15 protein-coding genes are annotated in these 14,257 nt (G+C 63.0%); 9 read left to right on the top strand and 6 right to left on the bottom strand.

The window, feature by feature from the left end; all coding sequences use genetic code 11:
* The first annotated feature begins 29 nt into the window (after positions 1-29).
* Complete coding sequence (locus IVB29_RS03870) at positions 30-473, top strand: cyclic nucleotide-binding domain-containing protein (protein WP_247502066.1); 444 nt, start codon at positions 30-32, stop codon at positions 471-473.
* A gap of 57 nt (positions 474-530) precedes the next feature.
* Here IVB29_RS03870 and xth read toward each other — a convergent pair whose 3' ends face one another.
* The 5 genes from xth to IVB29_RS03845 all read right to left on the bottom strand — a co-directional run bounded on the left by xth (position 531) and on the right by IVB29_RS03845 (position 4,702).
* Positions 531-1,346 (bottom strand): exodeoxyribonuclease III, encoded by an 816-nt coding sequence (gene xth / locus IVB29_RS03865; protein ID WP_247502065.1) that lies wholly within the window; start codon positions 1,344-1,346, stop codon positions 531-533.
* 123 nt (positions 1,347-1,469) lie between these two features.
* The gene (locus IVB29_RS03860; protein WP_247502064.1) at positions 1,470-2,252 is read right to left on the bottom strand and encodes a molybdopterin-binding protein; all 783 of its coding nucleotides are present in this window, start codon (positions 2,250-2,252) and stop codon (positions 1,470-1,472) included.
* A gap of 14 nt (positions 2,253-2,266) precedes the next feature.
* Positions 2,267-2,896: a cytochrome b/b6 domain-containing protein gene (locus IVB29_RS03855; RefSeq protein WP_247502063.1), complete on the bottom strand. Its 630-nt coding sequence runs from the start codon at positions 2,894-2,896 to the stop codon at positions 2,267-2,269.
* Between the two features lie 183 nt (positions 2,897-3,079).
* A complete protein-coding gene (locus IVB29_RS03850; RefSeq protein WP_247502062.1) occupies positions 3,080-3,634 on the bottom strand; it encodes a fasciclin domain-containing protein in 555 nt (184 codons plus the stop codon).
* Positions 3,635-3,940: 306 nt separating this feature from the next.
* Positions 3,941-4,702: an SDR family NAD(P)-dependent oxidoreductase gene (locus tag IVB29_RS03845; RefSeq protein ID WP_247502061.1), complete on the bottom strand. Its 762-nt coding sequence runs from the start codon at positions 4,700-4,702 to the stop codon at positions 3,941-3,943.
* A gap of 114 nt (positions 4,703-4,816) precedes the next feature.
* Here IVB29_RS03845 and IVB29_RS03840 point away from each other — a divergent pair, with 114 nt between their 5' ends.
* The 3 genes from IVB29_RS03840 to IVB29_RS03830 are packed head-to-tail and all read left to right on the top strand — an operon-like array spanning position 4,817 to position 6,869.
* Positions 4,817-6,346 (top strand): malonyl-CoA synthase, encoded by a 1,530-nt coding sequence (locus tag IVB29_RS03840; RefSeq protein ID WP_247502060.1) that lies wholly within the window; start codon positions 4,817-4,819, stop codon positions 6,344-6,346.
* A gap of 26 nt (positions 6,347-6,372) precedes the next feature.
* On the top strand, positions 6,373-6,510 hold the full coding sequence (locus IVB29_RS03835) for a hypothetical protein (RefSeq protein WP_247502059.1): 138 nt from the start codon (positions 6,373-6,375) through the stop codon (positions 6,508-6,510).
* Positions 6,511-6,527: 17 nt separating this feature from the next.
* The gene (locus tag IVB29_RS03830) at positions 6,528-6,869 is read left to right on the top strand and encodes a DUF3658 domain-containing protein (RefSeq protein ID WP_247502058.1); all 342 of its coding nucleotides are present in this window, start codon (positions 6,528-6,530) and stop codon (positions 6,867-6,869) included.
* A 155-nt stretch (positions 6,870-7,024) separates the two neighbouring features.
* Here the strand turns inward: IVB29_RS03830 and IVB29_RS03825 are convergent, their stop codons facing one another.
* Positions 7,025-7,885, bottom strand: a complete 861-nt coding sequence (locus IVB29_RS03825) for a sulfite exporter TauE/SafE family protein (RefSeq protein ID WP_247502057.1) — start codon at positions 7,883-7,885, stop codon at positions 7,025-7,027.
* A gap of 511 nt (positions 7,886-8,396) precedes the next feature.
* On the opposite strand from IVB29_RS03825, the gene sdhC reads away from it, so the two are divergent.
* The 5 genes from sdhC to IVB29_RS03800 all read left to right on the top strand — a co-directional run bounded on the left by sdhC (position 8,397) and on the right by IVB29_RS03800 (position 14,210).
* Positions 8,397-8,795: a succinate dehydrogenase, cytochrome b556 subunit gene (gene sdhC / locus IVB29_RS03820; RefSeq protein ID WP_247502056.1), complete on the top strand. Its 399-nt coding sequence runs from the start codon at positions 8,397-8,399 to the stop codon at positions 8,793-8,795.
* Complete coding sequence (gene sdhD, locus IVB29_RS03815; protein ID WP_247502055.1) at positions 8,792-9,196, top strand: succinate dehydrogenase, hydrophobic membrane anchor protein; 405 nt, start codon at positions 8,792-8,794, stop codon at positions 9,194-9,196. The genes sdhC and sdhD overlap by 4 nt, the downstream gene beginning before the upstream one ends.
* 3 nt (positions 9,197-9,199) lie before the next feature.
* Positions 9,200-11,050 carry a succinate dehydrogenase flavoprotein subunit gene (gene sdhA / locus IVB29_RS03810; protein ID WP_247502054.1) on the top strand — a complete coding sequence of 617 codons (1,851 nt, stop codon included), beginning with the start codon at positions 9,200-9,202 and terminating at the stop codon, positions 11,048-11,050.
* Between the two features lie 43 nt (positions 11,051-11,093).
* Complete coding sequence (locus IVB29_RS03805; protein WP_247502053.1) at positions 11,094-11,876, top strand: succinate dehydrogenase iron-sulfur subunit; 783 nt, start codon at positions 11,094-11,096, stop codon at positions 11,874-11,876.
* A gap of 195 nt (positions 11,877-12,071) precedes the next feature.
* A complete protein-coding gene (locus tag IVB29_RS03800; RefSeq protein ID WP_247502052.1) occupies positions 12,072-14,210 on the top strand; it encodes a hybrid sensor histidine kinase/response regulator in 2,139 nt (712 codons plus the stop codon).
* Positions 14,211-14,257 lie beyond the last annotated feature (47 nt).

The following is a 14,257-nucleotide window of genomic DNA, read 5'->3' as shown; positions in this document are numbered from 1 at the left end:
GATCGCGTGCCCTTGAACCTCGGATCTGAATGTCAATCGACGACGACGTAGCGCTTCTCGAGCGTGTCCCGACACTGCGCCTGTTGGGAGACGCCTCGTTGCGCATGCTGGCGATCGGCTCCGAGCAGCGTAACTTCGTCCGCGGCGACACCCTGTTCAATCTCGGCGATGATGCCGATGCCGGCTACGTGGTCCAGCGCGGCGCCTTCCGCGTCGATGACGGCGCCGGCGCCGAGATGATCGCAGGCCCCGGCGCGCTGATCGGCGAGCTCGCGCTGGTGGTGCCGATGAAGCGGCCGTCGAGCGCGATCGCGCTGGAGCATGCCTCCGTCATCCGCGTCGCACGCAGCCTGTTCCAGCGCGTGCTCGAAAGCGACCCTGCGGCGGCCGTACGTCTGCGCGATGAATTCGCGGTGCGATCGAGTCAGATTGCGAGCGATATCTTGATGGCGGGCGCGAAGCTGACGTCGTAGGTCTTTCCGCCCGTCATTCCGGCGCGCACAACGCGCGCCCCGGAATGACGGGAGAGATCAAACCTCCAGCGTCACCGTGACGGGCACATGGTCCGACGGCCGCTCCCAGCTTCGCGCGTCGCGAAGAATCTTGAAATCGCTGACCGCATCCTTCAGCGCGCGCGAGACCCAGATGTGGTCGAGCCTGCGGCCGCGGTCGCCGACGGTCCAGTCGGCGGAGCGATAGCTCCACCAAGTATAGACCTTTTCCGACATCGGGATGCGATCGCGTGCGACGTCTACCCATTCGCCCGCTGCGAGGGCCGCATTCAGCTTCTCGGTTTCGACAGGCGTATGCGAGACGACTTTCAGAAGCTGCTTGTGCGACCAGACGTCGTTCTCGTGCGGGGCGACGTTGAGATCGCCGACCAGGATGTGACGATCCTCACCGCGCGGATGCAGCGGCTCGCACGCCTTCATCTCGTCGAGGAAGCGAAGCTTGTGGTCGAATTTCTCGTTCAGCGCGGGATCGGGAATGTCGCCGCCGGCGGGCACGTAGAAATTATGCACCACCAGCGGCTTTGCGATGCTGGCCTTCTCGCCGAACGAGACCGAGATATGCCGCGAATCCACCTTGTCGCAGAAGGTACGGATGTCCGTCGACTCGAACGGAATCTTCGAAACGATGGCGACGCCGTGATAGCCCTTCTGCCCGTTCAGCGCGACGTGCTCGTAGCCGAGCCGCTTGAAGCGCTTCAGCGGAAAGGCGTCGTCGATGCACTTGGTCTCCTGGAGGCACAGCACGTCCGGCCGTGCGCCCTTGAGGAATTTCGCGACCAGATCGATGCGCAGCCGCACCGAATTGATGTTCCAGGTTGTCAGGGAAAAACGCATGAGGGATGCGTCTTAGCAAGCTCCCGCAGCGTGGGCAAAGGCGCAAAGCGCTGTGCCCACCGTCTTTTCGTGCTCGCGCCGTCCGATGGGTGGGTTCGTCACGGCGCGCAGGCGACGAAGCTCTCAACTCCCGCTGAACGAATTGTACCCCTGGTCTTCCCAATAGCCGCCCTTGTAGTCATTGGTGACTTCCATCGAGACCACGTATTTCGGGTTCTTGAAGCCGAGTTTCGTGGGCACCCGGATCTTCATCGGGAAGCCGTAGGCACGGGGCAGGATCTCGTTGGCGTATTTGAACGTCATCTGGGTCTGCGGATGCAGCGCGCTGCGCATGTCGAGCGGCGAGTTGTAGCCGTCCTTGTCGGCGCACTGGAACCAGACGTACTTTGCACGCGTGTCGGCGCCGATCAGCTTGAGGAAATCGCGCAAGGGCGTGCCGGTCCAACTGCCGATCGCACTCCAGCCCTCGACGCAGATGTGGCGCGTGATCTGCGAGACCTGCGGCAGCTTGTAGAGCTCGTCCAGCGTCCAGGACTTCTTGTTGTCGACGAGACCGCGCACTTCAAGCTTCCAGTCTTTGCCGTCGACCTCGGGCGCGTCGTCGAGATCGTAATAGGCGTTGAACGGAAACGGTTTTGTAATCGCGCTCTCCGGGAAGGTCGGTGCGAGCGCGTCGGGATTGAAGATGAAGGCCTGCACCGCGTCGTTGAATTTCGAGACCTTCGCGAGCAGCGCGTCGGCCGACGACGAATCCACCACATCGCAGCCGGTGAGCAGCGTCAGCGCACCCAGGCTGGCGCCGCCGGCGATGAAGCGGCGGCGGGTGACGTCAGGCATCGTCTTGATGGAATCCTTGATCAGCAACCGCTTGTCGACGCCGGGGATCAGGAATGAGCGCTTGGCCATGATGGTTCTCCTAATCAGCGGCCAATGATCATCGCGCGCAGGCTCTTCGGCACCAGCAGCGCAAGGATCACATGAATGACGAGGAACGCGCAGATCGAGGCCATGCAGAAGAAGTGGACATAGCGCGCAGTCGGATAATCGCCGAACAGCATCACAAGCCAGTGCAGCTGTACCGGCTTCCACATTCCGACGCCCGTGAGGACGATGAGCACGCCGACCACGATGATGCCAGCATAGAGCACGCGTTGCACGTAATTATACACGGTGAGATCTGCATGGCCGAGCTTGAAGGTCAGTGCCGCCCTGACGTCGTGGAGCACCCCCGACGGCGTGATCGGCAGCAGCTTCTTAGCGAAGCGGCCGGTGGCAAAACCGGTGACGAGATAGGCGAGGCCGTTGATCATCAGCAGCCACATCGCCGCAAAGTGCCAGAGCAGGCCGCCGCCGAGCCAGCCGCCGAGCGTGTACTCGCGCGGAAAGCTGAAGCCGAACAGCGGCGAGGCGTTGTAGATCTGCCAGCCCGACAGGATCATCAGGATCATGGCAAACGCGTTGACCCAGTGCATGATTCGGACCCAGGCTGGCTGGATCACTTTGGCCGGGGTGGCGCTGACCTGCTCGTCGCTGACTGTGAGGCTCGACATGGTGGTTCCGTCCTGAACGTCGTGTGACAGCAATTATACGCCGATGCTTCCGCTTTCGTTACGCTCCTCCGGCCATCGAATCGATGCCCACGGGCTATCGTGGTCACAATAAAGCGAGCCGGGTGCCCCCGGCTCGCTTTTCGTCGCATCCGGTCTTGGGGGATGAAACCGGACTTCGCGGTGTTACGTCGCCGGCATCAGCACGGTGTCGACCACATGGATCACGCCGTTGGACTGGTTGACATTGGAGATCGTCACCATCGAGGTGCCGCCCTTGGCATCGACGATCCAGACCTTGCCGTCCTGCTTCTTGACCGTCAGCTCCTCGCCTTCGGCGGTCTTCATCTTCTTGCCGTCGGTGAGGTCGGAGGCCTCGAGCTTGCCGGGCACGACGTGGTAGGTGAGGATCTTGGTCAGCGTCGCCTTGTTCTCAGGCTTGACCAGATTGTCGACGGTGCCGGCCGGCAGCTTGCCGAAGGCGGCGTTGGTCGGCGCGAACACCGTGAACGGGCCCTTGCTTTCCAGCGTCGGCACCAGACCGGCGGCCTTCACCGCCGCGACCAGCGTGGTGTGGTCCTTCGAGTTGACGGCATTCTGGACGATGTTCTTGGACGGGAACATCGCGGCGCCGCCGACCATGACGGTCTTTTCCTCGGCGCGGGCGGGCGCGACGACGGTCGCGGTGATGGCCAGGGCGCTGAAGGCGGCGGCGGTGAGATAGGCAATGCGCTTCGACATGGAGAGTCTCCCGATTGAATTGTGACCGGCGATGGCCGGCGTTGAGTTGGGCAACAACGGTGGCTGCGATGGCGTGAGGTGATGCAGCAGTGCCGTCGTTGATCCGAACTACGGGAGGGTTTGCGATGCGGTTTCGGGAAATAATTTATCGTGATGCGTGAAACTATGTAGCGGCGCATCCGTGTGGTCGATCCACCGTCATCGCGAGGAGCACTTGCGACGAAGCAATCCAGACCGCCTCCGCGGATACATTTCTGGATTGCTTCGCTTCGCTCGCAATGACGAATTCGCGGCTCCGACCGCGCCTCAATCCCTGTTGTTCGGCGTCTGAATGAACCCGCGATTGTGCGTCGGGCTGATCAGGAGCTCGTTGATGCAGACGCGCGGCGGCATCGACGCGATGAACGCGATGGTGCGGCCGAGGTCTTCGGACTGCAGCATCTTCGCCTGCTCCGCCTCGCTCGGCACCACCGGGCGCAGCTTCAGAATCGGCGTCGCGACCTCGCCCGGCATCAGGCAGCAGGCGCGCAGGCCGTTGACGCATTCGTCCATGTTGAAGGAATGGGTCAGGGCCAGCACCGCATGTTTGGTGGTGGTGTAGGCCGGGCCCGGCATCTTCGAGACGTGACGGCCGGCCCAGGACGAGACGTTGATGATCGAGCCGTCCTGCTGCTTGCGCATCGTCGGCAGCACCGCGCGCATGCAATAGAGCACGCCGTTGAGGTTGACCTGGACGAGCTTGTCCCAGCCGTCCAGTTCCATGTCCTTCCAGCTCCGCTTGGGGACATTGATGCCGGCATTGTTCACGAGCAGGTCGATCCGGCCGTGCTTGGCGACGATTTGATCGGCCGCCTTCTGGGCCTCGAGCGCATTGGACACATCCAACGCGACGGCCTCGGCCGCCCCGCCCGCCCCAGTGATCTTCCCAACCACGGTATCCAGGGCGTCCTTGCGGCGGCCCGAGACCACGATGATCCAGCCGTCGGCCGCGAGCGCCTCGGCGCCGGCCTCCCCGATCCCGCTGCCACCGCCCGTGACCCAGGCCACGCGTTTCCCGTTTTTGGTCATGCAAACTGTCTCCGTTGCTTCATTGGGGCGGTTTTTGCTAATCCAGCCCTCGGTTTTGACCGGCCTTGTCTGATGTGCCGTGTAGTACAAGCCTTGCGGTCGAGGAAATCTTGCATGAACCAAGCTGCCAACGCCAATTTGTTTTCCCGCCTGTTCGACGGCCTGGACGATCCCAAACGCCTCGCGATCGAGACGCAGGACGGCGCCCATATCAGCTATGGGGACCTGATCGCGCGGGCCGGGCAGATGGCGAATGTGCTGGTCGCGCGCGGCGTGAAGCCCGGCGACCGCGTCGCGGTGCAGATCGAGAAATCCGTCGCCAATATCGTGCTGTATCTCGGCACCGTGCGGGCCGGCGCGGTCTATCTGCCGCTCAACACGGCCTATACGCTGAACGAGCTCGATTACTTCATCGGCGATGCCGAGCCGTCGCTGGTGGTCTGTGATCCCTCCAAGGCCGAGGGCCTCGCCCCGATCGCTGCCAAGGTGAAGGCCAAGGTCGAGACGCTCGGACCCGATGGCAAGGGCTCGCTGACGGAAGCCGCCGACAAGGGGAGCAGCGAGTTTGCGACGGTGCCGCGCGAAAACGACGATCTCGCCGCGATCCTCTACACCTCGGGCACCACCGGCCGCTCCAAGGGCGCGATGCTGACGCACGACAATCTCGCGTCGAACTCGCTCTCGCTGGTCGGCTATTGGCGCTTCACCGACAAGGACGTGCTGATCCACGCGCTGCCGATCTACCACACCCACGGCCTATTCGTGGCCACCAACGTGACGCTGTTCGCGCGCGCGTCGATGATCTTCCTGCCGAAGCTCGATCCGGATTTGATCATCAAGCTGATGGCGCGCGCCACGGTGCTGATGGGCGTGCCGACGTTCTATACGCGGCTTCTCCAGAATACCGCGCTGTCGCGCGACACCACCAAGCACATGCGGCTGTTCATCTCGGGCTCCGCGCCGCTGCTGGCCGAAACTCATCGGGAATGGTCGGCGCGCACGGGCCATGCCGTGCTCGAACGCTACGGCATGACCGAGACCAACATGAACACGTCGAACCCGTATGAGGGCGAGCGCGTGCCCGGCGCGGTCGGCTTTCCCCTCCCCGGCGTTTCCGTGCGCGTCACTGACGCCGAGACCGCCAAGGAGCTCCCGCGCGATGAGATCGGCATGATCGAGGTCAAGGGCCCGAACGTGTTCAAAGGCTATTGGCGCATGCCTGAGAAGACAAAGGCCGAATTCCGTGACGACGGCTTCTTCATTACCGGCGACCTCGGCAAGATCGACGCCAACGGCTACGTTCACATCCTCGGCCGCGGCAAGGACCTCGTGATCTCAGGCGGCTTCAACGTCTACCCCAAGGAAATCGAAAGCGAGATCGACGCCATGCCGGGCGTGATTGAATCCGCCGTGATCGGCGTGCCCCATGCCGATTTCGGCGAGGGCGTCACCGCCGTGCTGGTCTGCAACAAGGGCGCCGATGTCAGCGAAGCCTCGGTCCTGAAGGCGCTCGACGGGCGACTGGCAAAATTCAAGATGCCCAAGCGCGTCTTTGTCGTCGACGAACTGCCGCGCAATACCATGGGCAAGGTGCAGAAGAACGTGCTGCGAGACACGTACAAGGATATTTACGCGAAGAAATAGGGGCGAAATCGCTCTGGGGTGGGGACATGAAACTCGAGCAGGCTGTCCGGATCAACCATCATCTCCTTGCTGCCTACAAGGCGCTCGACCAGGCCCGAATGGCCATCGCGGGGCTTGCCAAGGCCGAGCGGATCGAACTGGGGACTGGCTCGACGAAGTCGTAGGCGCTCTAGAGGACGAGTTGCTCCAGCCGATCTACGATCAGTATCCGGATCTGGAGCCCCCAAAGTCCGATAGAGAGCCGCTTAGATTTGTCTGCGAGCTCACGTGGGACGAAGTCCAGCTGCCGCCATCGGTGACCGAGGAACAATTCGATGAGATTATTCTCTCGGTCATGAAACCGAGATGGCGGAAGACCGCCATGATGGTCTCTCTTGTGATGGATCGTTGCAAAGAGCTGGGCTTGCCGATCGAAGACAAAAGGATTGCTGCGCGATTGAAAGTGCTTTCCGACTCCGATCGCATCGAAGGCATTGGCAATCTCCAATCGTGGCTCCACAGCGAAGTGCGATTGAAGGACTAGACGGTCTGTCAGACCGACGCCCACTCACTTGGTATGCCGAATGCTCTCTCGCCTCGTCATTGCGAGGAGCAATTGCGACGAAGCAATCCAGACGGTCCTCCGCGGAGAGATTCTGGATTGCTTCGCTGCGCTCGCAATGACGGAGGTCGTGGCGGCTACTGCCCGCCCAACAAGCTCATCACAAATCTGCTGCCGACGATAAATAGATAGCAGCCGAACGCCACTTCCAGCGTCCGCTTTGACATCGCATGCGCGGCTCTTACGCCGAGGGGCGCCGTGACCAAACTCATCGGCATCACCAGCACCGCGCCGATCAGCGAGACGTAGCCGAGCGCGAACGGGATTTGCAGCGCCGCGACGGCCGGATAGGTCGCGGCCGCGGGCCAGCCGGCATAGATGTAGCCGAGCGCACCGGGGATCGAGATCAGTACCGCCAGCGCCGATGAGGTCGCGACCGCCTGATGGATCGGACGGCCGTAGAAGGTCATCAGCAGGTTCGAAAACAGCCCGCCGCCGATACCCATCAGTGTCGAGAGGATACCGACGCAGAAGCCGTACGCGCGCATCAGCGGGCCCTGGGGGAGATCGTCGCCGAACTTCCAGCCCTCGCGCGCGAAAATGAGACGCGCCGAGGCAGAATACGCAACGCAGACGAACACGATCTTGAACAGCCGCTCCGGCGCGTAGCGCGCGATCACGCTGCCGGCGACGACGCCGATCACGATCGGCAGCCACCAGATGCGCAGGATCGAGACGTCAACGGCGCCGCGCTTGTAATGGGCCTGGAACGAACGGATCGAGGTCGGGATGATCACGGCGAGCGAGGTGCCGATGCAGAGCGGCATGCGCACCTCGAGCGGCACGCCGGCGATGCGGAAGCATTCATAAAACACCGGCACGAGAATCGCACCGCCGCCGATGCCGAATACGCCGGCCAAAAATCCCGAGAGCGCGCCGGTTGCAATCAGCAACAGCGCGAGCTCGACGATGTCCTTGATATCAAGACCTGCAATCACCCCTGACCTGCCCCGGCGACTGGTCGCAACGTCTCCGATTCGCTTGCCCGGAGAGCGCTGTTCGCAGTCCTGTAGGCGATCTGGCTGGTCCGGTCGACACGCCGCGCCTTCCGGCTGGGGTGGAATGCAGGCTGCGCATATCCGGGCCGAACCACGAAAAGGGATGGGTTAGCGGGTCGAGACCTGGCGGACGGAGGCAAGGGCGATGGTTGAGCCACGCTTTGCGCAGTTTGGACGGCATGGTCCGTTTAGAGGTGTTCCAATAGCGATTTCAACGCGCCCGGGTGGATGCAGTAAGGAGTGAATTTTAATTCTTTTTATAACCAGCGGCCATCAGCTCTGGTATACCAAGAAGCCGATTGGCCCTGTTTCATCAACGCTGTAGCGCTGAACTCCGGTTCGATTTATGGCGAATTGGTGATTGCACAGGCCAAATCGACTCCGTAAATAGAGCCGACCTTTCGCGATCCCCGAGCGCCCCCAGCTGGGCCGCCATAAACATCAAAAGCACATGACCGCACGGATCGAACGACCGCTTTCACCCCACATGCAAGTCTACCGCTGGACGTTGACGATGGCGCTGTCCATCGTCCATCGCGCCACCGGTATCGCACTTTACGCCGGAACTCTGCTGCTGGTCTGGTGGCTGGTCGCCGCAGCCTCCGGCCACAACGCCTACGCCACCGTCCAGGCGTTCACCGGCAGCATCATCGGCCGGCTGATCGTGTTCGGCTACACTTGGTCGCTGATGCACCACATGTTGAGCGGCATCCGGCATTTGGTGTGGGACCTTGGCTACGGCTTCAAGGCCAATGAGCGCGAGGCCCTGACTTGGGGCGCCCTGATCGGCGGCATCGTGCTGACGATCCTGATCTGGATCATCGCCTACGCGATCGGAGGTGTACGATGAGCGCACCCGACACCCCGAAGCGCAGCATGCGCACCCCGCTCGGCCGCGTCCGCAATCTCGGCGCCGCGCATTCCGGCACCTCCGACTTCTGGCGTCAGCGCATCACCGCCGTCGCGATGACCCTGCTGATGCTGCCGGTGATCATCGTCGTCATGATGACGCTCGGCAGCAACCAGGCGGGCGCCAAGGTGATCCTCGGCTCGCTGCCGATCGCGGTGATCATGCTGCTCTTCATCGTCGCCAGCGCCTGGCACATGAAGATCGGCATGCAGGTCGTGATCGAGGACTACGTCCACAACGAGAAGCTGAAGCTCATCTCGGTCATGCTCAACAATTTCTTCTCGATCGCCGTCGCGCTCGCCTCGACCTACGCGATCATCAAGATCTCATCCGGAGTGTAAGCCATGACAACCGGAACATCGGCCACAGAGACGAATGGCAAGGGCAACGCCGCTCCCGCCACCAACGGCAAAGCCTATCCGATCGAAGACCACACCTATGACGTCGTCGTGGTCGGCGCCGGCGGCGCGGGCCTGCGCGCCACGGTCGGCTGCAGCGAGGCCGGCCTGAAAACCGCCTGCATCACCAAGGTCTTTCCAACCCGCTCGCACACCGTCGCGGCCCAGGGCGGCATCTCGGCTTCGCTCGGCAACATGCACAAGGACGACTGGCGCTGGCACATGTACGACACCGTGAAGGGGTCGGACTGGCTCGGTGACCAGGACGCGATCGAATACATGGTGCGCAACGCGCCCGAGGCGGTCTACGAGCTCGAGCATTGGGGCGTGCCGTTCTCGCGCACCGAGGACGGCAAGATCTACCAGCGCCCGTTCGGCGGCATGACCATGGACTACGGCAAGGGCCAGGCGCAACGCACCTGCGCCGCCGCCGACCGCACCGGTCACGCCATGCTGCACACGATGTACGGCCAGTCGCTGCGCCACGCAGCCGAGTTCTTCATCGAGTTCTTCGCCATTGATTTGATCATGGACGACCAGGGCGCCTGCCGCGGCGTCATCGCGCTCAAGCTCGACGACGGTACGCTGCACCGCTTCCGCGCCCAGACCGTGATCCTCGCGACCGGCGGCTACGGCCGCGCCTACGCCTCCTGCACCTCGGCGCACACCTGCACCGGTGACGGCGGCGGCATGGTGCTGCGCGCCGGCCTGCCGATGCAGGACATGGAGTTCGTGCAGTTCCACCCGACCGGCATTTATGGCTCGGGCTGTCTCGTCACCGAAGGCGCGCGCGGCGAAGGCGGCTATCTCGTCAACTCCGAGGGCGAGCGTTTTATGGAGCGCTACGCACCGTCCGCAAAGGATCTGGCGTCGCGCGACGTCGTCTCGCGCGCGATGACCATCGAGATCCGCGAAGGTCGCGGCGTCGGCAAGAAGAAGGACCACATCTTCCTTCATCTCGACCATCTCGATCCCGCGGTGCTGGCCGAACGTCTGCCGGGTATCTCCGAATCCGCAAAAATCTTCGCCAATGTCGACGTGACGCGCGAGCCGATTCCGATCGTGCCGACCGTGCACTACAACATGGGCGGCATCCCCACGAACTATCATGGCGAAGTGCTGACCAAGCGGGGGGGCGACGACAACGCGACCATTCCGGGCCTGATGGCGATCGGTGAAGCCGCCTGCGTCTCCGTGCACGGCGCTAACCGCCTCGGCTCCAACTCGCTGATCGACCTCGTCGTGTTCGGCCGTGCTGCAGCGCTGCGGCTCGCTGAAAAGCTCACGCCCAATGCCAGCCAGCCGGAGCTGCCGGCGAGCTCGTCCGACCTCGCGCTCGGCCGCCTCGACCATTACCGCTACGCATCCGGCGGCACGCCCACCGCAAAACTGCGCGAAGGCATGCAGCATGTGATGCAGAACAATTGCGCGGTGTTCCGCACCGGCGACATTCTGAGCGAAGGCCAGAACCTGATCGAGAAGGTCCACAGCGGCATTACCGACATCGCCGTGTCCGACCGCTCGCTGGTGTGGAATTCCGACCTGATCGAGACGCTGGAGTTCGACAATCTGATCTCCCAGGCGGTGGTGACGATGAACTCGGCCGCCAACCGCACCGAGAGCCGCGGCGCGCACGCGCGCGAAGATTTCTCCGCGCGCGACGACAAGAACTGGATGAAGCACACGCTGGCCTGGCTGGAAGATTCCGGCAAGGTCAAGATCGAGTACCGCCCGGTTCACGACTACACCATGACCAACGACGTGCAGTACATCCCGCCCAAAGCTCGCGTTTACTGAAACAGCGCGCGTGTACTGAGCGAACAGCGAAAGCCTTATCGAAATGGTTGAATTCGCACTTCCGAAGAACTCCAAGATCACCGGCGGCAAGACCTGGCCGAAGCCTTCGGGCGCGACTGAAACGCGCGAATTCCGCGTCTATCGCTGGAATCCGGATGACGGCAAGAATCCGAGCGTCGACACCTATTACGTCGACACCCAAGATTGCGGTCCGATGGTGCTGGACGGCCTCATCTGGATCAAGAACCACATCGACCCGTCGCTGACCTTCCGCCGCTCCTGCCGTGAAGGCGTCTGCGGCTCCTGCGCCATGAACATCGACGGCCAAAACACGCTGGCGTGCACACGCTCGATGCACGACGTGAAGGACGGTGCGGTCAAGATCAACCCGCTGCCGCACCAACCGGTCGTGAAGGACCTCGTCCCTGATCTGACCAATTTCTACGCGCAGTACGCCTCAATCGAGCCGTGGCTGAAGACGACCTCGCCGACGCCCCAAAAGGAATGGAAGCAGAGCCACGAGGACCGCGAGAAGCTCGACGGCCTCTACGAATGCATTCTCTGCGCCTGCTGCTCGACCTCGTGCCCGAGCTATTGGTGGAACAGCGACCGCTATCTCGGTCCCGCCGCTCTGCTCCAGGCTAATCGCTGGGTCTCCGACTCCCGCGACGAGGCCACTGGAGAGCGCCTCGACAATCTCGAGGATCCGTTCCGGCTCTATCGCTGCCATACCATCATGAACTGCTCCAAGGCCTGCCCGAAGGGCCTCAATCCGGCCGAAGCCATCGCCGAGCTCAAGCTCAAGATGGTCGAGCGCCAGATCTAGGATCTGCCATTCACGCCTCGATCCCCGGCCCGAATGGCCGGGGCATTCTACAGTCAGTGCGGATTTTAGGAAATTTTTCTCCCACGCCGTGCCGCGGGCGAATCGCCGGATTGCAACCTTCGGTTCCCGCCATAAGCCGCTTCCTTCCCAGCGCGAAATTCAAGTAAGCTCTCTGGTCGGGGGACCGGAGCGACCGTGCAGGGCGCGCAACGCAATTCGCTGAGACTGTTGCAGTGGATGATGGCTGCATCCCTGGCGCTTCCGATTGCGCTGTTCGGCATCGCTGCCACGATCTCCTACACGTCGACCAAAGACACTGCCGACCGTGAGATCGAGCGCACGCTCGATGTTGCGCATGAACACGCGCTCAAGGTGTTTGAGACCATCGACCGCAGCCTTGCCGAGATCAACGAGGTGGTGCGTGGCCTTCCCGACGAGGTCATTCGCGCGCGCGAGCCGGCGCTGCACCGCCGCCTGAAGCGCCTGACCGATGCGCTGCCTCAGCTCAAATCGGCCTGGATCTTCGATGCAAACGGAAAATCGCTGGTCAACAGCCTCATCTCGCCGCCGCCGGAGCAGAGTTTCGCGGACCGCGACTATTTCGTTGCTCATGTCGACCAGAACATCGGAAGCTTCATCGGGGCGTCGCTGGCGCCGCGCCAGCCCTATCAGGGCGCGCGCTTCTTCGGCGTGAGCCGGCGCCGCGAAACCGACGACGGCAGCTTCATCGGCGTGATCCAGGCGTCGGTCCTGCCGGAATATTTCGAGAGCTTTTACGCCAGGATCGGCTCCGATCCCGGCAGCTTCTTCGCGATGGGACGCACCGACGGTGTGCTGCTCGCCCATTTTCCCCAGCTCGACCGTGATCTTCGGCTCGATCCGACCGGGCCGGTCGGGCAGCAGATCGCCGCACACGCCGACCATGGCCTCATGACCATCGCCTGGCCGTCGGACGGGATCGAGCGCCGCATCGGCTACCGGCGCATCGCCGAATATCCGATCTATGTCAGCGCGGGACTGGAGACCTCCGCCATTCGCGCACGCTGGTACGCGACCATAGGCCAGCATCTGGTGTTCGGCATTCCGGCCACGGCGCTGCTGTTTCTGCTGCTCGCCTTCGCCTTCCGGCGCACCCAGCATCTCCAGCTTGAGGCTGCAAGGCGGCGCGAGGCCGAGGAGGCGCTCAAGCACAGCCAGCGCCTGGAGGCGCTCGGCCAGCTCACCGGCGGTGTCGCGCACGACTTCAACAATCTGCTGACGGTGATCCGCGCCTCCGTCGACCTGTTGAACCGGCCGCAGCTGACGGAGGAGCGGCGCCAGCGCTACATCACCGCGATTGCGGATGCTGTCGCACGCGCCGCAAGGCTGACCTCGCAGCTCCTCGCCTTTGCGCGGCGCCAGACCCTGAAACCCGAAGTGTTCGACGTCGGCGAGCGGATGCAGTCGCTGCACGACATGCTCGCCACGCTGCTCGGCCCGGCCATCGAGATCACGATACGGCTGCCGGCGGAGCCGTGCCTCGTCAATGCCGATGCCAGCCAGTTCGAGACGGCCCTGATCAACATGGCGACCAATGCGCGCGATGCCATGCAGGGCATGGGCAGAATCGCCTTCAGGATCGAACCGGCAACGACCGTTCCGGACACGCTGTCGCATCTTGTGTGTAGTCACGGCTTTATCAGCGTCGTCGTCACCGACACCGGGATCGGCATTCCCGCCGCGCGGCTCGGGCGCATCTTCGAGCCGTTCTTCACCACCAAGCAGGTCGGCCACGGCACTGGCCTCGGCCTGTCCCAGGTGTTCGGCTTCGCCCGGCAGTCGGGCGGCGAGGTGACGGTCACGAGCGAAGTGGGACAGGGCAGCACGTTCTCGCTCTATCTGCCGCGCGTGCCGGCGGACCTGCTGCCGCAACAGCAAGCGCCGAACACGGCACCCGCGGCGGCCGGCAGCGGCATGTCGGTGCTGGTGGTCGAGGACAATATCGAGCTCGCCAATTTCGCCGCCGACGGCCTCACCGAACTCGGCTACAGCATCACGCTGGTCGACAATGCCAACGATGCGCTGGCCGAATTGGTCGTGGACGCGGATCGGTTCGACGTCGTGTTCTCGGACGTGGTGATGCCGGGGATGACCGGACTCGATCTCGCGCATGCGATCCGCGACCGCGGCATCGGTGTGTCGATCGTGCTGACGACCGGTTACAGCGAGGCGCTATCGCAGGAGGGAAGCCTCGGCTTCGAACTGGTTCAAAAGCCTTACTCGATCAAGGAGCTGTCGCGCGTGCTGCACACAGCGGCGCGACTACGCCGCGTGCGCGACGGCGCCGCCGAATGATGCCCGGCGCGGAACTCTCGGGAACCGTTTGATTTCTTTTGCGTTAT

It is taken from the genome of Bradyrhizobium sp. 1 (genome assembly GCF_023073315.1).
GTDB lineage: Bacteria > Pseudomonadota > Alphaproteobacteria > Rhizobiales > Xanthobacteraceae > Bradyrhizobium.
This window is presented reverse-complemented; position numbering and strand designations above follow the sequence as displayed.